Origin of the sequence: Bradyrhizobium altum, assembly GCF_020889705.1 — a bacterium.
Lineage (GTDB): Bacteria > Pseudomonadota > Alphaproteobacteria > Rhizobiales > Xanthobacteraceae > Bradyrhizobium > Bradyrhizobium altum.
On the sequence record NZ_JACMYP010000164.1, the window covers coordinates 1 to 20,881 of the forward strand.

The window sequence follows — 20,881 nt, forward strand, 5'->3', positions numbered from 1 at the left end:
CTGCAGTTGAGCGGGCAGGGCGGGCAGTCGGTGCCGCTCGGGGCCGTGGCCAATCTGCGCTATGAGATCGAGCAGCCGACGATCTGGCGCCGCGCCCGGATTCCCACGATCACGCTAAAGGCCGGCATCGTCACCAGCGTCCAGCCGAAGACGATCATGGACGAGTTGGCGCCGAAGGTGGCGGAGTTTAGCAAGGCACTGCCGGCGGGTTATTCGGTGGCGATCGGCGGCTCCGTGGAGGAAAGCGCCAAGAGCCAGTCGCCGATCGTTGCCGTCGTTCCGCTTATGCTCTTCGTCATGGCTACCGTCCTGATGATACAGCTGCAGAGCTTCCACCGCCTGTTCCTGGTGTTCGCGGTCGCCCCGCTCGCCGTGATCGGCGTCGTCATGGCCCTGCTCCCGAGCGGCGCGCCGCTCGGGTTCGTCGCCATCCTCGGCGTACTCGCGCTGATCGGCATCCTGGTAAGAAACTCGGTGATTCTGATCGTGCAGATCGAAGATCTGAGGAAGGAGGGGCGTCCGGCCTGGGACGCCGTTGTGGAAGCAACCGAGCATCGCATGCGGCCGATCCTGCTGACCGCGGCCGCCGCAAGTCTCGCGCTGATTCCGATTGCGCGCGAGATTTTCTGGGGCCCGATGGCCTACGCGATGATGGGCGGCATCATCGTCGGCACGCTGCTGACGCTCTTGTTCCTGCCGGCGCTCTATGTGGCGTGGTTCCGGATCCACCCCGAACACGACGATGGCCGGCCAGTGCAAGAGGCCGTTGACCTGGCGCACGACACCCATCCGTCGAACTCGACTCTCGCGCCGACCGCGCCGGTGCCGGTCCTTGAAACGCAAATCTAAAACGGAGACTACAATGTCCAGGAAGAAATTCTTGACGCTGTCCGTCAGCGTAACGCTCGCAACGATTTCGTTGGCACCGACTGCGGTGTTTGCGCAATTCCCCGGTCCTCCTCCCATGGGGCCGGGCGGTCCTCCTCCGATCGCGGCCGGAGGTCCTCCCGCATTCGCTAGTCCACCTCCCTTGGGGCTTGGTGGCGCGGCCCATGCCGGCCTCGGCGGTCCGGCTCCTCGCCTTGGCGCCGGCGCTGGTCCTAGCGGCGTTCTAAGAGCGCCTGGCGGCGTTCGCGCCGGCGGTCGTGACGGACCCGCGGTTGCACGCGCGGTCCAGGCTCGCTCTGCATCAGTCAGCTACGGCCGCTACGGAAGCTTCAGCCATAGCTACGGCAGGCGACGATACGGTTATGGTGCAGCCTACGCCGCTGGAGCCTATGCCGGCTATGCTTATGGCAGCTCGAACGATGGCAACTATTCCGATAGCGACTGCTACTACGCTTACAGGAGCCACAGACGCGTTCGCGTATGCAACTAGCGGGCGGGAAGTATCTCACCCTACGAACTCTGCGGTGAACATTGTAAGTGCGTTGGCGTCGCTGGTGCTACTGACCGAGACCGGTTCGTTCACCGCGGCTGCGTGACGTCGGCACACTTTGGCGCTGCGTCAGCGTGCCGGTTGGGAACCACACGCAACAGCTTTGAGCCTTCGCATTCAATTCCGAGTGCGAGGCCGGCCAAAAATCCAACGACGAGGGTGGGCCCTCAATCAGTTGCAGCACGAGTTTGTGAATGGCCTAGCTTGACAGGACAAATAATAAACTATACGGTATAGTATATTAAGGTTCGGATCGTGAAACCGCAGTGACCTGTCCCGGACAGAACGCAGGGCAGGCCTGAGCAATCGCAAACCAAGAGCACAGAACCATGAACTTTCAGCCCCAACCACACCTCACGACCGCTGACCGGCGTCTGCCATTCGATTGCATAGCGTTGCTCTTACAGGGCGGCGGCGCTCTGGGGGCTTATCAGGGAGGCGTCTACGAGGCCTTGGCTGAAGCCAACATCCATCCCGATTGGATTGCCGGAATTTCGATTGGAGCGATCAACGCTGCAATTATCGCGGGCAATCCGCCCAATTCCCGAGTTGACCGGCTTCGGGAGTTTTGGACGCAGGTGACGTTGGACGCACCGTTCACCGATTTGATGAACAGCGATCACACCCGCAATTTTCTCAATCAGGTAAATGCAAGCTTTGCGGCGGTGTTTGGCGCGAACGGATTTTTTTCTGCGCGGCCAATGGCGCCATGGCTACAAGCCGGTGGAACGCTTGCTGCTACGAGTATCTACGACACGAGCGCGTTGAAGACGACACTGGAGCGCCTCGTCGATTTCGATCGTATCAACGCTGGTATGACCCGGTTCAGCGCAGGCGCCGTCAATGTGAGGACCGGCAATCTGGTCTATTTCGACACTGCCACGCATACGATTCGGCCCGAGCATATCCTGGCGAGTGGGGCGCTGCCGCCGGGCTTTCCGGCGGTCGAAATCGATGGCGAACAATATTGGGACGGCGGCCTCGTATCCAACACTCCGTTGCAGTGGGTGATCGAGTGCGGAGCCCGTCAGGACACGCTTGTGTTTCAGGTCGATCTCTGGAGCGCGCGCGGCCAGATTCCGCGCAATATGGCCGACGTCATTACGCGCCAAAAAGAGATTCAATACTCGAGCCGCACGCGAGCAAGCACGGACCAGTTCAAAAGCCTGCACCGACTGCAGCGAGACTTGGCGGCTCTCTTGAACGGGCTGCCTGAAGATCTGCGCGAGCAAGAGGACGTCAGGCTGCTCAGAACCGCTGCCTCTCACAACGTGCACAGCCTCGTCCACCTGATCTATCGCGCGCGGGACTACGAAGGCCACTCCAAGGACTACGAATTTTCTCGCCTCTCGATGCAGGATCATTGGCGCGCCGGTTATCACGATGCGTTGCGCACCCTTCGTCATCCCGAGGTGCTGGCCCGCCCGACCAGTGCGGACGGCGTCGCCACGTTCGATCTTGAGCACGACGGTCGCGAATAGGCCAAGCCGGTCAGTCACAGGAGAGTTGAAGTGCGCGAAAATGAAGTTCTGAAGCGGGCATTTGCGATGCCGCTCACAAATCCGGCCTATGCGCCGGGGCCGTATCGGTTCGTGAACCGCGAATACCTTGTCATCACCTATCGCACCGATCCGGCGAAGCTACATTCGGTTGTTCCCGCTCCGCTCGAATTTGACGAACGCGAGGCGCTGGTCAAGTACGAATTCATCCGCATGCCGGATTCGAGTGGTTTCGGCGACTACACCGAGAGTGGCCAAGTCATCCCGGTGTCGTTCGGCGGTCGCAGGGGCGGCTACACCCACTGCATGTTCCTGAACGATGAGGGGCCGATCGCCGGCGGCCGGGAGCTCTGGGGCTTTCCGAAAAAGCTGGCTCAGCCGACGCTGCGGACGGAAGTCGATACGCTCATCGGCACTCTTGATTACGGTCCGTTGCGGGTAGCAACCGGCACGACGGGATACAAGCACCGCGCGGCCGACCTAACGCAAGTCAAAGCCGCTCTCAAGGAGCCGAACTTCCTTCTCAAGATCATTCCACACGTCGACGGCACGCCACGCATCTGTGAACTGGTCGAATATCATCTCGAGGATGTCACGATCAAGGGCGCGTGGACCGGACCGGCGGCGCTCCATCTGACGCCTCATGCGTTGGCACCCGTAGCTGATCTGCCAGTTCTCGAGGTGGTGTCCGCGGTTCACATACTGGCCGATCTGACGCTCGGGCTGGGCAAGGTCGTGCATGACTACCTCCAACAGCCAAGCCGACGTCTCCTCGAAGTCCGCGAGACCGATCTGGTCGGCTGAACATGAAGGCATGCAACAGAAGGAGAGTGAATTGAGTGTTCTGAAGGGCAAGACGGCCGTTGTGACCGGTTCGACAAGCGGAATAGGCCTTGGGTGCGCGCGGGCATTCGCAAGCGGGGGCGCCAACATCGTGCTTAACGGGATTGGGGCACCGGGCGATGTCGAAAATACGCGGACTGCAATCGAGAAAGATTTCGGAGTGAAGGCTATCTATTCGCCCGCCGATATGGGCGAGCCGATGGAAATCGCCAACATGATCTCGTTCGCCGAGAGGACGTTTGGGAGCGTGGACGTGCTCGTCAACAATGCCGGCATCCAGCATGTCTCGCCGATCGAGGATTTTCCGGTCGAAAAGTGGGACGCAGTGATCGCAATCAACCTCTCCGCCGCATTCCATGCGATCCGTGCCGTTACTCCTGGCATGAAGCAACGAGGCTGGGGCCGTATCATCACTACGGCCTCGGCGCATTCGCTGGTCGCATCTCCCTTCAAGTCGGCCTACGTCGCCGCGAAGCATGGCATCGTGGGACTCACCAAGACGGTGGCGCTGGAACTCGCCCGGTCGAAGATCACCTGCAACTGCATCAGCCCCGGCTACGTCTGGACGCCGCTGGTGGAGAAGCAGATCCCGAACACGATGAAGGCCCGCAACATGGATAGGGATCAGGTGATCAACGATGTCCTGCTCGCGGCCCAGCCGACGAAGGAATTCGTCACGGTTGAACAGGTGGCTTCGCTAGCGCTATTCCTGTGCAGCCAAGACGCCGCGCAGATCACCGGCGCCAACTTTTCTATCGACGGCGGTTGGACGGCCACGTAGGGCCCGCCGAAATGCGCTGGCTCTTGAAACGCACAGTGAAAGAAGATGGTCGACGTACAATTGCGATAGACCCACAGAAGAAGACAACAATACCCGACATCCACGACTGCCCTACTGCACGTCAACCAATCCCTCTGGAGAGAAGATCATGAACAAGCGACTGATTGCGAATGTCGTTGGCTGTGCCTGCCTTGTCCTGGCGACTGCCGCCGAAGCACGAACCTCTTACGACGGTCCCTGGAATCTCACCTTCGTTACACAACGCGGAAGCTGCGATCCGACCTACAATTTCTCGGTGAACATAAACGACGGTGTTGTGACGCATCCCAATCTGGTGAAGTTCAGCGGCTATGTCGGAAGATCGGGCGCGGTTCGCGCGTCGGTGACGGTCCACGACAAATACGCATCAGGTTCGGGAAGGCTGACGCAAGACGCCGGCCGGGGGACCTGGAGCGGCCACGCAGCGGGTGGGCGCTGCTCGGGATATTGGACCGCGCAACGAAGCAACTAGGTTGCAATCGACGGGATTAGCCTGCAAAACTGTCTGTGGCTCACGGTGCTGGCGCCGTCACCCCGGTCGCCCATGACGCTGGCGGGCAGACTGCGACTTGGCGGAGAGGGCCGCTGTGGCGATAACCGGGCCAATGATGGCCGGTCCAAGTGACCAGTGACGGTATCGGGCAGAAATCGGAGAGAGGCCAAGAGGAGGCTGTTCCGGCTTGGTATATGTCTACTGCGTCAATCGATTCCGATACTTGCTGAAAGTGCCATCACCTCAGAGCCACCCAAATTTTCCTGTGAATTCAAGACCGAAAAAATTGGGCGGGTATACCGTCGGGATTAGACCGTCAGCTCTAAGGATTTGTGCTTGGAAATCAACGCGGAAACGTCTTCCTAAATGATTGAGTGGGAGTAGGGGGCGCTGAGCACGTGCCGCCTACGTCCCGTCGAAGGTGCTAATGACTGGGACGCACAAGCTTGATCTATTGAACAATAGCATCTCGTACTTCCGAGAGGCTGTCGCGTATGCGCAGCATGAAACGTTGGAAACGAAGCACTGGAAGTTTGCTATTGTCCATGTAGTTCAGGCCATGGAACTGGCGTTTAAGGAGCGCCTCAGGCGCATACATCCCACGTTCATCTATGAGAACATTGATCGAGGAGATCGAACCGTCACCTTGAGGGCGGCGCTAGCTCGGCTACGTAATCCGAAGATCGGCAATATGCCGATCTCTGATGCTGAGGCCAATAAGATCGAGAAGGCGTTCGAGTTGCGCAACCAACTTACGCACTTTGAATTCGATCATTTGCGTGAACATATCGAGCTGAAGTTCGCCGAAATATTCAGCTTTATGATCTTTTTCTATCGTCTGCATCTGAGTCTCGATACATCTGAGTTTATCGACGAAGATCAGCATGCAAGAATCATAAAACTTGTGCGCGCCCGTGCGGAGTTGATGGCTCGCGCGTTGGAGTACATGAAGTCCCGTGGTCACCTCACAGTGTGGTGTTGTCCTTCCTGTGTCGAAGACATGTTTGTTGTCGAGGAGCAGCAATGTTGCTTCTGTCATCACAAAGAGTCGATCGTAGAGTGTCCGTCGTGCGGCACCGAGAGTTTCGAGTCGGACTTGGAGGACATTAGCGATGAGTTTGAATATTCGATGGACGAGGGCGTGATGCGCTTAGAAAATGACTACGGCATGGAGCGCGTTGCCTGCCCCGAGTGCGTAGGGCGGATGCGCGAAAAAATAGAAGATCTCCGTCGCGAGCATTACTACGATCATCTCGCGATGGAAGAGTACTATGCCAGCGAGCCCCGGCGAGGGTAACGGGGCAACTTAGGGTGAGATGGTGACATCAGAGATTACTCGGATCACCTCGCGGAGATAGTCGTAACCGGATTGTCCGGCTACCTCAGCCGCCATGGCGTCGATTGGTAGTTCGACGCTCACACCTCGTCGGGAGTTTATGACGGCGAGAGCCCGGGGTAGTCGTCCGGTGCTGTTGAGGTGCAGCGCTCCGTATATGGTGACCTGTCGAAACTCGTATGACCGGAACGGCCGATCTCCATCCTTCAACTCAATGATGTGCTCATTGTCGCTGATTGCGTCGCCAAAGCAGGCATTGATAATCCCACAGCCCTCGTATCGTGGGTTGAAAACGACGTGATCCTGTCTTAGGCGAAAGAGGTGTGTACACATGCGCTTGGCCAAAGCAGAGGACTCGTCCAAGTCCGTTGCGGACAGAAAGCGTTGTCCGGTTAAGCTCTCCTCCGTTGCCGCGAGGTTATTTCTATCTTCTACAAAGCGTATCCTTCGTTCGTACGAGATGTCGGCGGCGACAGCATTGACAACTGAGCGGAATGCGACCTGATTAATTAGTGCCCGTGTCCCAGGGGCAGCATTCGAGGCGAGCTGCGGCCAGTGCCTCTCGTAAAGGCGCTGATTGGCCTTTCTGACGAAAAGCTCCATTGTAGGAGCTAAGCTGCGCCACAGCGAGTTGTAGGCCTTTGCGAATCTCAGCTCCGAGATCATAACGGTATCTGCCAGTTACCGACGTCGTGCTTTTGCTTTGTCCAGTCGCGCGCAAGTTCCTCCATTGGCGAAAACTCTCGACGCAAGTGCCGTCGCCAATGCTCGCCTTCGTCACCAAGTCCGAAGCTGGCGATGATGAATCCGCGCCTTTCGACATCGGTCAGTTGCCGAAAGCGGTTTTTAAGGTCCGACAACCAATGCCAGTCTCGCCATCGTGCAAGTGTAAGAATGATGTCTCGTTTGATCGCTCCATTCCGGTCTGAGCGGAACAAGGCAGCCAAAAGTAGCCTAGTCTTGTCATGGTACTTCAAAGACAAGACACGAATTGCATACTGAAGATTTAGATCGACGACCATGACACGAGATTGATCGTCGATCAGCTTTCTCAAGTGATTGAGGATAAAATCCTGAGTCTCTTGCCCGAGCCGATCAAACACATCCTTTGTCGTCATGAGTACGTTGAAGTAAACCGGATAGAGTATTTCCTCGTTTTCAACGAGTGTCTTGATGGCATCCTCTAGAAGTGCGCCCTGAAGATGCTTGCAGATCGTAATCAGGCGGCGCGCCAACGTGATATCGACCCGAGATTTCTTGATCTCCGCGCGAATGAGTTCCATGATTGGATAGCGATCGAGTTCTTCCCGTAGCGCTTCGTAATCTTCAGTGGCAGTTGGTGAATACGGATCGTAGTGCACGTTGATAGACATGATCGCTTGACGTGCTGCGCCAAGCGGAACGGCCACGTTGACTTCCTCGTCGTCATGGACCAGCGGATTGCTTGCTATGAACTCGGCTGAAGACATGATTCTTGTCTTTGCCTTCTGCAATTGAAGGCCTTGATTGTCGATCAACAACCGCGTCAGCGTTACCAGGGACTTGAAACTCTGATCCGGACTGTTTGAAAAAATATAGTAGTCATCTGCATATCTTAGGAAATCGACGCCGTTAGAGAGCAGTAGGCCGTCGATTTGTGCGAGTACGAGTTCTGCGATTAGACGAGAGGCCGGGCCACCGACTGGTATTCCGAACGAGTAGGTTCCGGATAAATTTGATAGGAATGCTTTAATGCGGGAAATGGCATAAGCGGCGTCGGGAAGATGTTGGATTGAGTTTTCAATGCGGTGATGGTTTATCCGCAGATAGAATTCCGAAATGTCGCAGCTCACCACGAAGCTGTTGGAGGCGGCTTTTTCAATGGCATGGTCGATGAAGTTTCTCCACGTGATTTGCTTATTGAAGCACGTCGCCTGTTCCTCGTCCCATTGGTATCGATACGAGAAGACCCTCTGACGCTCCAGTGGTATTCGCGCGGCCTCGATCTGGTCCGCGATAGACAGAACCCAGCTTAGGTAAGCTACGTTCCAGATGGGGTCGATCTGCATTGCCCAGCGAAAGCCCGTATAGCCGACAGGGGCAAGCGCTCCGACATTCATTGGAGGATACTCGGCTAGGCTCCGGGGTACGTCGATATCGAGTCTCGTTAGAATCTCGACCGCTCGATCCGGCAGATCATGCAGTACGTGATTTTCAATTGGGAATGGGAAAATGTCCGTGTCCCCATGCCGCACGATGTTTCGGATCGCTCTACGATAGAACTGCTCCACCACTCATCCTCCCCAGCCACGCACAGCGCTAGCAGATGAGGTGTCGATTCACCAGTGGTTGATTCCGGGCAGCGCCGCTACCGCGTCGTCTAATTGGCTCGGTCCGGCAAGCATGGCGACGCGTCGCTTATCGAGGCTCCGGGGCTAATTTGTCATGTACGCAAATCAAATCCCGCTCCGCCACCTGCGACAAATCACCCCGACGGGCAACTCAGCAAAACCTGTCAATCTTGCGATAAGAAAATATTCCGCTTGGCGTTTCACCCAACTCAGATGTTCAATATGTGCGTCTCACCCGACACGAGGGGCGGATCGCGATCGTCACGAACGCGGGTCGAGATGCGGTGGACGCTGAATGCGCGACTGACGAGTGCGCGTGAGGTGGACGGCGAAGTCGTGTGGTCCTGACGCCCTAGTGGTAGGTGTCCTCTCGCATTGCGCGATGCGCGTTGCGAAGGCGGTGACAACAAAACCCAGTCTCGCCGGGGAGAGCACGAAGTAAGCCGCACAACCATCGCGCAGGGAAGGCCGGGTTGTTCCCGGTTACACCTGTGGTCCTACCCCCGTGCTTTCTACCTATTGCACGGGGCCCATGGGTGCGATCGGCACCCGGTCTTCCCTGCGCCCTCTGTTTCAGAGAGGGCGGAACGAACCGCACGGCTCGGACAGATCATGTCGCGAGATCGCGGACGTTTACGCTGTTTGAATCGTGAATGCTGCGGCCTAGTGGTGGGGCGGTTGCGTCAGCTCAGCGGCTGGCGCAATCAATACGGACCCGGTTCGCAGGGAATATTGTCGCCGGTCCAGGGCGCGGTGGCGAATGAGCCGACGCGCGGTGCTGGAATGCAGGCGCGACCATCGACGTAGACCGGCTCGGCCGGTGTGGCGGCGCTCGCCTCGGCGGCGTGGCGGGACACGGCGTGGGTTTCACGCGCCATTGCCGGCGACGCGATCATGGCAACCGCGATCAAAGCAGCCGGCAGGAGTTTGACGTTCGTCATTGGGTTTCTCCGTTTTGTTTTGGGGCCATGGGGTCTGGCCTCGTCAGATAAGTGTGCGTGGCAACGGCGGACTTAAATGCAATCCTCGCTCACGCAGGCTCAACGCTGCGTGAGCAGGCGTGGCCCGCAATGAGCCAAGCGATCTAAGGGGCGCGTCCCGCGGTGTCCCGCATATCGCTACCGCTCATGCGGGCTATTCGCTATGCTGGCAGAAGACCCGCGGCGCGGTAGCTGTCGATCGTCGAGTCGTAGAGCGAAATGTCGGAGCGGCTTCTGGCGATGAGCTGCGCGCCGGCGATGGCGGCGAAGATGGCGCGGGCCCGCTGTTCGCTCTTTCTCGAAGTGACCAGACGCGCGGCCACCAACAGCTTGCTGAGCCACGCCACGTTGACGTCGGCAAAGGTCCGGACCTCTTTCTTCACTTCGTCCGGCAGGTCGTCCACTTCCGCGGACATGAAGCTGCAAAGGCACATGCGATTGTTGCTCTCGAGCGCTTTGCGAAACACATCGGGATATCGATGCAGGCAGCGGACAGGATCGGCCGTTTCCGCCAGCATCGCCTCGAGTTGAGCGGCGGTGTCCTCCCAGTAGCGCCGCGCGACGGCCACGCCGAGATCGGCCTTGCTCGGGAAATGGTGGTAGATGCTCGCAGCCTTGATCCCGACTGCGTCCGCGAGATCGCGAAAATTCAAGCCGCCATAGCCGCGCGCCTGCGCGGTCCGCTTTGCTGCCGCCAAGATGGCCTCCCGAGCGCTTGAACTCACTTCGTCGCCTCACTGCTTCGTTATCTACCAAGTGATAGGTAGGGCTTGACCAGCTGGATTGGAAGTCTTCATATCGGGCCTACCAAGTGACAGGTAGACAAAATAGGAGTCGTGATGAAGATTTACGATTGGCCGACTGGTCCATATCCGGCCCGGGTTCGCATCGCCCTGGCCGAGAAGAACCTGCGGTCGCAGGTGCAGTTCGTCTTGGTCGATCTCTACAAGGGCGAGCACAAGCAGCCCGAATTCCTCGCCAAGAACTACTCCGGCACCCTGCCGGTGCTCGAACTCGAAGACGGGACCTTTATTGGCGAGTGCACGGCCATTACCGAGTACCTTGATGCGCTCGATGGCGCGCCGACGCTGACCGGCAGGACCCCGCGGGAAAAGGGCCTGATTCACATGATGAGCAAGCGCGCCGAACTGGAATTGCTCGACGCCATCAGTGTCTATTTCCACCACGCTACGCCGGGTCTTGGGCCGCATGTCGAGATCTATCAGAACCCCGAATGGGGATTCCGTCAGCGCGACAAGGCGCTGAGGGGGATGCACTACTTTGACGGCATCTTGAAACGACAGCCGTTCGTCGCCGGCGACGCGTTCACGATGGCCGATATCACCCTCATCGGCGGCTTGATCTTCGCGGGACTCGTGAACGTGCCGGTGCCGGTGGAGTGCGAGGCTCTTCTGGCATGGTACGCAAGGATGCAGGAGCGTCCTAGCGTCAAGAACCGGATAACGATGTCCGAGCCGACCAAGGCATCTTGATTGAGATCGTCTTGCGCAAGGGCGGCGGATCGGCATGCATAGCCCGGATGGAGCGCAGCGACATCCGGGTGCTTCCGATCAGCACGTCGCGTTGTCGTCTCCCGTATATCGCTGCGCTCATGCGGGCCAGTCGCTTCTCAGGCCAAATCACACGCTTGTAGATCGATCACTGCTCCTTCTTGAACAAATCCTGGAAGATGAGTTGGCCCCAGACGCGGCCGCGTGCGTGCACCAGCGCGCCACCCTCGTTGAGCTTTCCCAGCTTGACGGGCGCGAACCCGAGTTGCTTGGCCAGGGCCGCCACGGGAGCGGTCGCGTCCTCATCGTCACCAGACAGAAAGATCACCCGGTGGCCGCCCTCGACGATCGGATCGGCAGCCAGCTTGGCTGCAATCAGGTGATTGAAACCTTTCACGAGCTTGGCGCCGGTGAACGCCTTCGCGACGAAGGCGGAGGACAGGAGACCATCGAGCTCCTCAAGGGGAACTAACGCGTTCATCGCGTCGATGACCGTCTTGCCTTTCCAGCTCGGCAGGGCCTTCGCAACCTCGCGATGCTCCCCGAACGGGACCGCCAGGATGATGGTGTCGGCCTCGAGTGCATCCCGCAGCGACTTGGCGACGACCGTGGGTCCAATCGCCTGAGCCTGCGGCGCCAACGCCTCGGGCGGCCGGCGGCTCGCGACGGCCACCTTGATGTTCTTTCGGGCGAAGGCGCGGGCGAGGGCCTGGCCTATCGCACCGAATCCTACAATCGCATAGCTCATGATACTTCTCCGATCCGTGTTGATATTGATTCCCCGGCCTTTCAGATCGCCGAGAAGCCGCCGTCGACAGACAACTCCACCCCATTCACGAAGCTCGAATCGTCTGAAGCGAGAAACAGCGCGGCCGCCGCGATTTCCTCGGGACGACCCATTTTTCCCCGCGGGATCAGGGACTCGAAAATCCGCTTCGCCTCCTCGGTGAGAACTTGGTCCTGCATCGGTGTGGCGATCGGCCCCGGGCTCAGCACGTTCACCCTGATATTCCTGCCCTTCAGTTCGTTGAGCCAGGTGCGCGCGAATGAGCGCAATGCCGCCTTGCTCGCCGCATACACGCCGTAGCCAGGAAAACCTTTCACCGAAGCAACTGACCCGGTCATGAAGATCGATCCGCCATCGTTGAACAGCGGCAACGCCTTCTGAACCGTGAACAGCGTGCCGCGCGTGTTCAGGCCGAAGGTCGCATCGAAATGCTGCTCGGTAATCTCGCCCAGTGGGACGGCTTCGCCGATGCCGGCGCTCGCGTACAGGATGTCGATCCTGCCCTTTTGCCGCTTGACCGTGTCGAACAGACGGTCGAGGTCGTCGAGATTGGCCGCGTCGCCGCGCACACCGGTCACGTTCCGGCCAATCAGCCTGACGGCCTCGTCGAGTGCCTCCTGCCTTCGGCCCGTGACGAAAACATAGGCGCCTTCTTCAACGAACCGCCTGGCGCTCGCCAGCGCCATGCCGCTCGATCCACCCGTGACGACTGCAACCTTACCCTCAAGCTTTCCCATGACTTCTCCTTCAAACTCCGTCTTTGGTCGTTCGGGGAGGCTCCCCGAGAACCTCGAGATGGGTCCGCGGGCATCAGGCGTTGAGTGCGGAAGCGCGCACATCGGTGGTGCGAAATCGATCCGGCGGGACGACGACGCCAGCCGCGACGATGGGTGTCCGCCGTTCGGAATTGAGCTGCGCCTGTCGGCATGGGCTATGATAACTGCCCGTGCTACCCACATACGGGATGCCGTTTGATGTATTGGACACGGGCTTTGGAAGGCACACCCCGCGGTGCCGGATTGCACCATGATCGACTGGGATGACGTTCGCTACTTTCTGGCCGTCGCGCGCGGAGGCTCGGTGCGGGCTGCCGCCGAGCGCCTCGGTGTGAACCATTCGACCGTGCTGCGACGTATCGCCCAGCTGGAGGAACGCCTCGGGGTGCACATGTTCGAGAAGCTGCCTTCGGGCTACCGCCTGACGGCTGCGGGCGAGGAGGTGCTCGAGTTCGCGGAGCAGATGGAAGCGTCGTCGCACCTGCTGGAGACGCGCGTCTTCGGGCGCGACCAGAGCGTTCGCGGGCTTCTGCGGGTGACGCTGGCACCGCCGCTTGCGACACACCTGCTCATGCCGGACTTCGCCGATTTCGCGCGTCTGCATCCGGACATCGAGATGGAAATCTTGTCGTCCGGCGAGCTGGCAAATCTGACCAACCGAGAGGCCGACCTCGCGATCCGCGTCGTCTACGACCGCAAAACCCTGCCGCTCAATCTTCACGGCCTGAAGGGACCGGAGTTGTTCGGCGGCGTCTACATGTCCCGCGATCGACTGGCCGCGTGGCGTGCGGGCGCGCCTGATCCCATCCGGTGGATCGTCATCAGCATTCATGGAATTCCGGATTGGGCCAGCGAGGGTGAGGTTCGCACCGCGGGGGTTCCATTCAGGACCACGGACGCCGGGGCGCAGATCGTTGCGGTGCGGCAAGGGCTCGGGATCACGACACTGCCGTGCTTCGTCGGCGATGCCGACCCCCTGCTGGTGAGGGTGCCGGGCACCGGCCTGCACATGTACGGAACGCTCTGGCTTCTCACACAGGGGGAGACACGCAAGACGAAGCGCGTGCGGCTCTTCACCGAGTTCGTATCCCGCAGGCTCGCCGCGTACGCGCCGCTTCTCGCGGGACTGTCCATCTCGCGCGACTGACGCGCGGTAGGTCGGCGGCGGGAGTTGACGAGGCGCAATCCACCGCATCGTCAAGTGATCGTACCCCGGATGAGCGCAGAGATATCCGGGGCTCCTCCATCAGCCCGTAAGGCGGGTTAGGCGATCGCTGACCCGCTCTACGAGCTGGTGTTTTCGGTAATCTGTCGCGATCGCGTATCGAGCGGATTCAACAGCTAACAGCAGCTGGTCCGTTCGGTGCGCGCGGCGCGATCAATACGGACCCGGTTCGCAGGGGACATTGCCGCCGGTCCAGGGCGCAGTCGCGAATGAGCCGACACGTGGCGCCGGAACGCAGGCGCGCCCATCGACATAGACGGGTTCGGCCGGCGCGGCGGCAATGGCTTCGGCAACATGCCGGGAAACAGCGTGCGTTTCCCGCGCCATCGCCGGCGTCGCGATCATGGCAACCGCGATGAAAGCAGCCGACAACAGTTTGACGTTCGTCATTGAGTTTCTCCGCTTTGCTTATGGGGCCAAGGAGCCTGGCCTCGTCAGATGGATGTGCGCTGAACGGGCACACTTAAATGCAATCCTTGCTCACGCTGGCTCAACGCTGCGTGAGGGTTCGAAGCGTCATCCGGCGCGTCTTGAAGTTGTGCTCGCGATGGCGGGTTCCGCGTTCGCTGGTCCCCTCTAGCCCGGCGTTCTTCGATCCGCCATCGCTCCATGAGAATGAGCGGGCGAGATGACAATGATGACGCTGCTTTCCGCACGAACTTTCCAATGACCGAACTTTGAAACAAACAGTAACGGTGATTTCACTCGCGCTGGGAGAAATCGTATGAGAGTATACAACCAAAGGTCAACATCGTGCATCTTCACTGGGAGAGGGCGAAATGAGCGACCAAATGATCGAAGCGACGACAAGTCCGGCACAGATCGTTCAGCAGGCGGCCGCAAGTTATCTCAGTATCAGCAACGCGCCTGGCTGCTGCATCGCGGTCTACGACCAAAAGTCGTTCGGCACCAAGGGCTACGTCTATCCCAAGGGACTGTCAGGCGTGCCCGGCTCTTCGCCCACGCCATTTGCGGTCACGACAGACACGGTGTTCGAGATCGGATCGGTGACCAAGGTGTTTACCAGCACATTGCTGGCGTATGCTGTCAACGCGGGCGCGGCTTTTCTTAATGACAACGTCGGCTATTGGCTGAACTACGGCCACAGCTTCAGTCCGGAACCGGTGGGAACGACCGTGTTGGACGCCATCCAGCTTTGGCAATTCGCCACGCACACGTCCGGCATGCCGGAGCAGCCAAACGGCTTGTCTGACTACAGCAAGAACCTGTTTGCGGATGAACTGCCTCCCACCGATGTCATCAACTGGTGGAATCAATACGATACGCCGCCGCCAGGCTGCTGGCAGTACTCCAATATAGGCTTCGTGACGCTTGGCTTCGCGGTCACGCAGATGTTTCCGACAGACACAGGCCATAACTACAACGAGATGCTGGCCAAGTACGTCACCGGTCTGCTCGGCATGAAGCAAACGGGTGCTGTCGTCGATCCGTCATGGCTGATCGCGCAGGGATGTATCGGACATTGGAGCAAGAGCACCCAACCGCCATATCCGATCGTTTTCGACGGCAATACGCCGACCGGCGGCTCGGCCTTTGATCTGAAATCCACCGGCGACGATATGCTCAAGTTTCTTGCCGCGCAGATCGAGGCACCGAAAGGGCCGCTCGGGCCACAGATCGCGCTCACTCAGAAGAGCCAAGGGACATTCCCCGTGTGCGGGGCGACGAATAGCGTGACCATGGGGCTCGGTTGGCAAATCACCACCGACCGGCAGGGCTATACCGTCTTCACCAAGAACGGAGCGACGAGCAAAGGCGGGTTCGAGGCAATCGTGATCGTTGTGCCGGAACTGCAATGCGGTGTGGCGGTGCTGAGCAACCAGTATTTCGATGCGTCGGGCGTGCATCCCGCGGGGATGGCACCCGGCAGCACCGCGCTAAAGATTATCTCGCGGCTTCATCCAGGATTCGAGCTGACCGAGCCGCTGGCAGAACCCGAGCCATTCGACTAGCGCGTTTTCGAGCGAAGCCTGTCCCGGACTTGATCTGGGATGGACGCCGCTTCGCAAACCTCAGCCGGTCGGTTGCTTACCCGTGTTAACCGCCCGCTGAGCGTCGAAAGCCCGCTGATAAGCCGGCCGCGCTTCGCCGCGGGCGACGTAGGCCGAGAGGTTCGGATATTCGTCGAGAATGCCCGACATTCTCAGCCTGAGCAGCACCGACACCATCATCAAGTCGCCCGCGCTGAACTTGCCATCGAGCCAGTCGGCATCGCCGAGGCGGGCGGCGAGCTGCTTCAGCCGGTCGCGGACGCGATCCACGACCAGAGGCATGCGCTCCCTGGTCCATGGCTTGTCGCTCTCCAGAATTCTGGCGGTTGCGAGTTCGAGGATCGGCGGTTCCACCGTGTTGACCGCGGCAAACATCCAGGTGATTGCGCGGGCGCGGGCATTGGCATCATCAGGGAGCAGGCCCGCATGACGCTCGGCGACATGGAGCAAGATCGATCCGGTCTCAAACAGCGCGAGATCACCTTCCTCATAGGTCGGAATCTGGCCGAAAGGATGCAGCGCCAGATGCGCCGGCTCCTTCATCGCCTGGAACGAAACGAGACGAACCGCGTAAGGCTGGCCCACTTCTTCCAGCGCCCAGCGAACGCGCGTATCGCGCGCCAGTCCCTTGCCGCCATCGGGTGACCGTTCGAAGGCGGTGATGGTGGGGGTCATCGTTTCTCTCCATGTCGTTGCCGGGTGTCCCGAGGACGAGCGGGCGGTGCGTTTCACGACAACCGATCCTGGAATCTTTCGACTGCGTTTCGCGAGCCCGCCTCGGTTATGGGTCTCCCGAGTTCCTCCTGGCTTTCGCCAGGACGACACTGTGCGTCTAGCGGCGGAACTGTGACAAACACCAATCCTGCAAATTATTTTCATAAGCCTGTCGCCGTGCTGTCGGCTGGCGTCTTCGCCAAGCGTCCTTCGCATAAACCAGGAGACTGCAAATGACCGATCTCGTCACATGCCTTTGGTTCGATCAGGGCCAGGCGCGCGCAGCGGCGGAATTCTATGCTGCGACGTTTCCCGACAGCCATGTCGATGCGGGGCATGTCTCGCCGATACCCGGAATCGGGCAGGGTGATGAATTGACGGTGGAGTTCACCGTGCTCGGCCGCCGCTTCGTCGGGCTGAATGGCGGCTCCAACTACACGCCGAACGAGGCGGTCAGCTTCATGGTGCTCACCGACAGCCAGGAGGAGACCGATCGTTACTGGAATGCGGTCACTTCGAACGGCGGCAAGGAATTGCCGTGCGGCTGGTGCCGGGATCGCTGGGGATTTACCTGGCAGATCACGCCGCGGCGGCTGCTCGAGCTCGTCAACGGATCCGATCGCGCCACAGGACGGCGCGCGATGGAGGCGATGATGACGATGAAGAAGATCGATATCGCCGCGATCGCGCGGGCGGCTGCAGCGTAATCCGCTTGGTGGAATGATTTGGCCCGGCCTCGACAGTCATGTGTCGGATCAAGCTGGTGGCGCGGTCGCGCAACTATTCGCGCTGCAGCCTGCGCTCGCGGCGCCGGTCACCCCGGCGCAAACGCGGGATGTGTCTCATGCCGTCGCGTGATACGGATTTCGCATCGCAGCTCTGGAGCCCGCCTTGATGTCCGTCGCAGCCGCCGCCACTCCGCAACAAACGCCCACCGCCGCCGAGAGCGATCCCGAGACGCTCGGCTGGATGCAGGGCTTTCCGCCGCCGCAGGACAAGACGATCGCATTCCAGGACGGCTCGTTCCGCAGCTTCCCCGAATTGCGCTGGGCCTGGAGCAATATCCGCCAGCTGGTGCCGACGGTGAATGTCTGGCGCGGGGCAGGGCCGGCGTCGGTGCTGCCGCGTGAGGACCACGACATCGGCGCGTCCGCGTCGGTGACCATGGACGGCCGCCCGCAGACGTTCGCGCGCATGCTCGAGGAGAGCTATGCCGACGGCATCGCCGTGCTGCACCGGGGCAAACTGATCTACGAGCGCTATTTCGGCGCCTTGAGGCCGCACAAGCCGCATATCGCGATGTCGGTGACGAAGTCGTTCACCGGCGTGCTCGCCGGTATGCTGGTCGCCGAGGGCAAGATCGATCCGCAGGCGCCGGTCACCGACTACGCACCGGAGCTGAAGGCAAGCGCGTTCGGCGATGCGCGCGTGCACGAGGTGATGGATATGACCACGGGCCTCAAATACACCGAGGTCTATACCGACAAGAACTCCGACGTGTGGGGGCTGCGGCGCGCCAACGGCATGGCGCCGATCCCGGCAGGCTATGAGGGCGCGACCAACATCTTCGATTTCCTCTGCGCGCAGCAGAGGCAGGGCGAGCACGGCAAGGCCTTCGCCTACAAGACCATCAACACCGACGTGCTGGCCTTCATCTGCCGGCGCGCCAGCGGCATGACACTGTCGGACCTGCTGTCCGAGAAGATCTGGGCGCCGATGGGCGCGGAGGAAGATGCGTATTATCACGTCGACCGCATCGGCACCGAAAGCGGCGGCGGCGGGCTGTCGACGACGCTGCGCGATCTCGCCCGCTTCGGCGAGACGATCCGCAATCACGGCCGCTTCGACGGCCGCCAGATCGTGCCGTCAACGGTCGTCGAGGACATCGCGCGCGGCGGCGATCCCGAAAAATTCAAGCCGGCCGGCTACACCACCTTGCCCGGCGCCTCCTACCGCAATCAGTGGTGGGTAACGCATAATGCGCACGGCGCCTACATGGCGCGCGGCGTGCACGGCCAGGGTATCTATATCGATCCGAAGGCCGAGATGGTGATCGCGCGCTACGCCTCGCATCACGCCGCCGGCAACGCTGCCAACGACCCAGTGACGCTGCCGGCCTATATGGCGCTGGCGAAGGATTTGATGGCGGGAGGGTAGAGACGCAGGGAGCTTCGGTCAGTCGCGCAGGACGTGTAGCCCGGATGAGCGAAGCGATATCCGGGGCTCTTCCATCCGCCAAGTGCAGATTATCCCGCATGTCGCTTCGCTCATGCGGGCTACGAGGCTTAGCCCCGCGACAGCTTCTCGAACCGCTTGATCAGGCGCTCCCGCTTCAGGCGGGACAACCGCCTGATCCAGAACACGCCGTCGAGCTGATCGATCTCGTGCTGATGGCACACCGCGCGCAGCCCGTCGGACTCCTCGGTCTCCACGTTGCCGTAAACGTCCTGATAGCGGATGCGGACGCGCGCGTGCCGCTCAACCTCGTCATTGACCCCGGGCATCGAGACGCTGCCTTCCTTGTGCAGGATCATCTCGGGCGAGGTCCAGATGATCTCCGGATTGACATAGGTCCGCGGCCCTTCACTGGCGTTGAGCTCGAGCTCCACGACCCGCAGCGGCACGCCGATATGCGGGGCGGTGATGCCGATGCCTGGTGCCGCATGCATGGTCTCGAGCAGGTCGGCCGCCAGCTCGCGCAGCGTGTCGTCGAACAGGCTCACCGGCTCAGCCGGGAGCGCAAGCCGCGGATCGGGATAGCGGACGATGGGGCGGATGGTCATATTAGCGTCTTAGGCCAGCGCATCGCGCCGGACAACACGCCGATGCGGCGGCAGCGTGGGCCGCGCCGCTCAGAGGCGCTTCTCGAAGAACAGATCAGGGTAGGGGTCGTCGTTGAAGCGCGGGATCTCGGTCCAGCCGCTCCGGCGGTAGAGTTGACCGGCTTCGGCCAGCGCGCTGTTGGTGTCGAGCCGCAGCACCGCGATGCCGAGTTCGCGCGCGGCCTTCTCGGCCGCGTCCATCAGGCGGCGGCCGAGGCCAAGCCCACGCGCGCTAGGTGCGACCCAGAGCCGCTTGATCTCCGCGAACTCACAGCTGCTGCCCTTCAGCCCGACGCAGCCGATCGGCAGGCCGTCCGACATCGCCACGATGAAGCTGCCGCGCGGCCGCACCATGTCCTTCGCGTCAGGGTCGCGCGACAGTTTGACGTCAAAACCCTGTTTGAAGCGCCGCGCCAGCTCGGCGTAATATTCGCCGAGACAATAGCGCGCCTCGTCGCTGCGCGGGTCCATCTCGTGCAGCGCCGTGCCGTCGCGCCCGAGCGCCGAGGCAATCAGATCCATCGCCGCCAGCAGCGCCTCGCGCTGGGTGTGGTGGGCGAGAAAATCCTTGGCCTGCCGGTTGGAGATCGCCTCATAGGCGTTGAACTCGCGCTTGCCCGCCGCCGTCAGCTTGGCGATGCGCCGGCGCGCATCGTCGCCATGCGCCGTGGTCTCCATCAGCCCTTCGTCCTCGAGACTGCGCAACAGGCGGCTCATCAGGCCGGAATCGAGCCCGAGATAATCCCTGATGTCGCCGACGTCAGTGCGGCCGTGCCCGATCGCATTCAGCACCCGCGCCGCGCCGAGCGGCCGGCCGCGGCCGAGGAACGAGGTGTCGAGCGCGCCGACGGCGGAGGTCACGGCACGGTTGAAGCGGCGGACGCGGGAAACCCGGTCGAGCATATATCTGACTTTAGTCAGATATCGTCGCGGCGTCAATCGGCGGCCGATCCCGTTGATGGAGCCGGTGCGAACCTGCTGCGAGCCGGATATTGCTGGAACCTAGCCGCGCGCCAGCACCAGCACGTTGCCGGCGAGCATCGCGGCGGCGCCGGCGAGCACCGGCCAGCCCAGCACGAGGTGCTCGAACAGCGCCGACAACACGAGGGCGACAAGCGGCACCAGCGCGAGCGTGTAGGCGGCGCGGCCGGGACCGAGCCGGCGCACCAGCTCGAAATAGAGCATGAAGGTGATGCAGGACGCGGCGACGGCGAGATAGAGGAAGCTGGTCAAATAGGAGAGCGAGACGTCGGCGGCAAATGGCGTGCCCGTCGCGACGGCCCAGAGCGCGCTCG

At 60.7% G+C, this 20,881-nt stretch carries 22 protein-coding genes; 11 read left to right on the forward strand and 11 right to left on the reverse strand.

Features of this window, described 5'->3' with window-relative positions; genetic code table 11:
• The 6 genes from H8B02_RS31185 to H8B02_RS31210 form a co-directional block, all read left to right on the forward strand.
• Nucleotides 1-849: efflux RND transporter permease subunit (locus tag H8B02_RS31185; protein ID WP_229169738.1), on the forward strand; the 849-nt coding region annotated here is incomplete at its 5' end.
• Nucleotides 850-1,767: 918 nt separating this feature from the next.
• Nucleotides 1,768-2,919 carry a DUF3734 domain-containing protein gene (locus tag H8B02_RS31190; protein ID WP_229169739.1) on the forward strand — a complete coding sequence of 384 codons (1,152 nt, stop codon included), beginning with the start codon at nt 1,768-1,770 and terminating at the stop codon, nt 2,917-2,919.
• A gap of 30 nt (nt 2,920-2,949) precedes the next feature.
• Nucleotides 2,950-3,741: an acetoacetate decarboxylase gene (locus H8B02_RS31195; protein WP_229169740.1), complete on the forward strand. Its 792-nt coding sequence runs from the start codon at nt 2,950-2,952 to the stop codon at nt 3,739-3,741.
• Nucleotides 3,742-3,772: 31 nt separating this feature from the next.
• Complete coding sequence (locus H8B02_RS31200; RefSeq protein WP_283842263.1) at nt 3,773-4,561, forward strand: 3-hydroxybutyrate dehydrogenase; 789 nt, start codon at nt 3,773-3,775, stop codon at nt 4,559-4,561.
• 148 nt (nt 4,562-4,709) lie between these two features.
• Nucleotides 4,710-5,072, forward strand: coding sequence for a hypothetical protein (locus H8B02_RS31205; protein ID WP_229169742.1), 363 nt, complete (start codon nt 4,710-4,712; stop codon nt 5,070-5,072).
• Between the two features lie 448 nt (nt 5,073-5,520).
• Nucleotides 5,521-6,390, forward strand: coding sequence for a hypothetical protein (locus H8B02_RS31210; RefSeq protein WP_229169743.1), 870 nt, complete (start codon nt 5,521-5,523; stop codon nt 6,388-6,390).
• A gap of 9 nt (nt 6,391-6,399) precedes the next feature.
• Here H8B02_RS31210 and H8B02_RS31215 read toward each other — a convergent pair whose 3' ends face one another.
• The 4 genes from H8B02_RS31215 to H8B02_RS31230 form a co-directional block, all read right to left on the reverse strand.
• Nucleotides 6,400-7,095 (reverse strand): hypothetical protein, encoded by a 696-nt coding sequence (locus H8B02_RS31215; RefSeq protein WP_229169744.1) that lies wholly within the window; start codon nt 7,093-7,095, stop codon nt 6,400-6,402.
• Nucleotides 7,092-8,699 (reverse strand): RNA-directed DNA polymerase, encoded by a 1,608-nt coding sequence (locus H8B02_RS31220; RefSeq protein WP_229169745.1) that lies wholly within the window; start codon nt 8,697-8,699, stop codon nt 7,092-7,094. The genes H8B02_RS31215 and H8B02_RS31220 overlap by 4 nt, the downstream gene beginning before the upstream one ends.
• A gap of 764 nt (nt 8,700-9,463) precedes the next feature.
• On the reverse strand, nt 9,464-9,700 hold the full coding sequence (locus H8B02_RS31225; protein WP_229169746.1) for a hypothetical protein: 237 nt from the start codon (nt 9,698-9,700) through the stop codon (nt 9,464-9,466).
• A gap of 200 nt (nt 9,701-9,900) precedes the next feature.
• On the reverse strand, nt 9,901-10,464 hold the full coding sequence (locus tag H8B02_RS31230; RefSeq protein ID WP_229169747.1) for a TetR/AcrR family transcriptional regulator: 564 nt from the start codon (nt 10,462-10,464) through the stop codon (nt 9,901-9,903).
• A gap of 114 nt (nt 10,465-10,578) precedes the next feature.
• On the opposite strand from H8B02_RS31230, the gene H8B02_RS31235 reads away from it, so the two are divergent.
• On the forward strand, nt 10,579-11,232 hold the full coding sequence (locus H8B02_RS31235) for a glutathione S-transferase (protein ID WP_229169748.1): 654 nt from the start codon (nt 10,579-10,581) through the stop codon (nt 11,230-11,232).
• A gap of 166 nt (nt 11,233-11,398) precedes the next feature.
• Here the strand turns inward: H8B02_RS31235 and H8B02_RS31240 are convergent, their stop codons facing one another.
• Nucleotides 11,399-11,998, reverse strand: a complete 600-nt coding sequence (locus H8B02_RS31240; protein ID WP_229169749.1) for an NADPH-dependent F420 reductase — start codon at nt 11,996-11,998, stop codon at nt 11,399-11,401.
• Nucleotides 11,999-12,039: 41 nt separating this feature from the next.
• Nucleotides 12,040-12,774 carry an SDR family NAD(P)-dependent oxidoreductase gene (locus H8B02_RS31245; RefSeq protein ID WP_229169759.1) on the reverse strand — a complete coding sequence of 245 codons (735 nt, stop codon included), beginning with the start codon at nt 12,772-12,774 and terminating at the stop codon, nt 12,040-12,042.
• 289 nt (nt 12,775-13,063) lie between these two features.
• On the opposite strand from H8B02_RS31245, the gene H8B02_RS31250 reads away from it, so the two are divergent.
• Nucleotides 13,064-13,960 carry a LysR family transcriptional regulator gene (locus H8B02_RS31250; protein WP_229169750.1) on the forward strand — a complete coding sequence of 299 codons (897 nt, stop codon included), beginning with the start codon at nt 13,064-13,066 and terminating at the stop codon, nt 13,958-13,960.
• Nucleotides 13,961-14,191: 231 nt separating this feature from the next.
• On the opposite strand, the gene H8B02_RS31255 is transcribed toward H8B02_RS31250, so the two are convergent.
• Nucleotides 14,192-14,428 (reverse strand): hypothetical protein, encoded by a 237-nt coding sequence (locus H8B02_RS31255; protein WP_229169751.1) that lies wholly within the window; start codon nt 14,426-14,428, stop codon nt 14,192-14,194.
• Nucleotides 14,429-14,817: 389 nt separating this feature from the next.
• Here H8B02_RS31255 and H8B02_RS31260 point away from each other — a divergent pair, with 389 nt between their 5' ends.
• Nucleotides 14,818-16,011, forward strand: coding sequence for a serine hydrolase domain-containing protein (locus H8B02_RS31260; RefSeq protein ID WP_229169752.1), 1,194 nt, complete (start codon nt 14,818-14,820; stop codon nt 16,009-16,011).
• A gap of 60 nt (nt 16,012-16,071) precedes the next feature.
• On the opposite strand, the gene H8B02_RS31265 is transcribed toward H8B02_RS31260, so the two are convergent.
• On the reverse strand, nt 16,072-16,725 hold the full coding sequence (locus H8B02_RS31265; protein ID WP_229169753.1) for a glutathione S-transferase family protein: 654 nt from the start codon (nt 16,723-16,725) through the stop codon (nt 16,072-16,074).
• Between the two features lie 272 nt (nt 16,726-16,997).
• On the opposite strand from H8B02_RS31265, the gene H8B02_RS31270 reads away from it, so the two are divergent.
• Entirely contained in the window at nt 16,998-17,471 is a 474-nt protein-coding gene (locus H8B02_RS31270; protein ID WP_229169754.1) for a VOC family protein, read from the forward strand.
• 187 nt (nt 17,472-17,658) lie between these two features.
• Complete coding sequence (locus H8B02_RS31275) at nt 17,659-18,921, forward strand: serine hydrolase domain-containing protein (RefSeq protein ID WP_229169755.1); 1,263 nt, start codon at nt 17,659-17,661, stop codon at nt 18,919-18,921.
• A 128-nt stretch (nt 18,922-19,049) separates the two neighbouring features.
• Here H8B02_RS31275 and H8B02_RS31280 read toward each other — a convergent pair whose 3' ends face one another.
• The 3 genes from H8B02_RS31280 to H8B02_RS31290 form a co-directional block, all read right to left on the reverse strand.
• A complete protein-coding gene (locus H8B02_RS31280; RefSeq protein WP_229169756.1) occupies nt 19,050-19,547 on the reverse strand; it encodes a peptide deformylase in 498 nt (165 codons plus the stop codon).
• A 69-nt stretch (nt 19,548-19,616) separates the two neighbouring features.
• Nucleotides 19,617-20,489, reverse strand: a complete 873-nt coding sequence (locus H8B02_RS31285) for a bifunctional helix-turn-helix transcriptional regulator/GNAT family N-acetyltransferase (RefSeq protein WP_229169757.1) — start codon at nt 20,487-20,489, stop codon at nt 19,617-19,619.
• Nucleotides 20,490-20,588: 99 nt separating this feature from the next.
• Nucleotides 20,589-20,881, reverse strand: a 293-nt coding sequence (locus tag H8B02_RS31290) for an EamA family transporter (RefSeq protein ID WP_229169758.1), incomplete at its 5' end; no start/stop codon positions are given.

Coding starts and splice junctions, on each gene's coding strand:
- H8B02_RS31240 (WP_229169749.1), bottom strand. CDS start 11,998: ATGAGCTATGCGATTGTAGGATTCGGTGCGATAGGCCAGGCCCTCGCC.
- H8B02_RS31225 (WP_229169746.1), bottom strand. CDS start 9,700: ATGACGAACGTCAAACTCCTGCCGGCTGCTTTGATCGCGGTTGCCATG.
- H8B02_RS31190 (WP_229169739.1), top strand. CDS start 1,768: ATGAACTTTCAGCCCCAACCACACCTCACGACCGCTGACCGGCGTCTG.
- H8B02_RS31215 (WP_229169744.1), bottom strand. CDS start 7,095: ATGATCTCGGAGCTGAGATTCGCAAAGGCCTACAACTCGCTGTGGCGC.
- H8B02_RS31260 (WP_229169752.1), top strand. CDS start 14,818: ATGAGCGACCAAATGATCGAAGCGACGACAAGTCCGGCACAGATCGTT.
- H8B02_RS31265 (WP_229169753.1), bottom strand. CDS start 16,725: ATGACCCCCACCATCACCGCCTTCGAACGGTCACCCGATGGCGGCAAG.
- H8B02_RS31235 (WP_229169748.1), top strand. CDS start 10,579: ATGAAGATTTACGATTGGCCGACTGGTCCATATCCGGCCCGGGTTCGC.
- H8B02_RS31210 (WP_229169743.1), top strand. CDS start 5,521: ATGACTGGGACGCACAAGCTTGATCTATTGAACAATAGCATCTCGTAC.
- H8B02_RS31285 (WP_229169757.1), bottom strand. CDS start 20,489: ATGCTCGACCGGGTTTCCCGCGTCCGCCGCTTCAACCGTGCCGTGACC.
- H8B02_RS31270 (WP_229169754.1), top strand. CDS start 16,998: ATGACCGATCTCGTCACATGCCTTTGGTTCGATCAGGGCCAGGCGCGC.
- H8B02_RS31255 (WP_229169751.1), bottom strand. CDS start 14,428: ATGACGAACGTCAAACTGTTGTCGGCTGCTTTCATCGCGGTTGCCATG.
- H8B02_RS31205 (WP_229169742.1), top strand. CDS start 4,710: ATGAACAAGCGACTGATTGCGAATGTCGTTGGCTGTGCCTGCCTTGTC.
- H8B02_RS31250 (WP_229169750.1), top strand. CDS start 13,064: ATGATCGACTGGGATGACGTTCGCTACTTTCTGGCCGTCGCGCGCGGA.
- H8B02_RS31245 (WP_229169759.1), bottom strand. CDS start 12,774: ATGGGAAAGCTTGAGGGTAAGGTTGCAGTCGTCACGGGTGGATCGAGC.
- H8B02_RS31275 (WP_229169755.1), top strand. CDS start 17,659: ATGTCCGTCGCAGCCGCCGCCACTCCGCAACAAACGCCCACCGCCGCC.
- H8B02_RS31280 (WP_229169756.1), bottom strand. CDS start 19,547: ATGACCATCCGCCCCATCGTCCGCTATCCCGATCCGCGGCTTGCGCTC.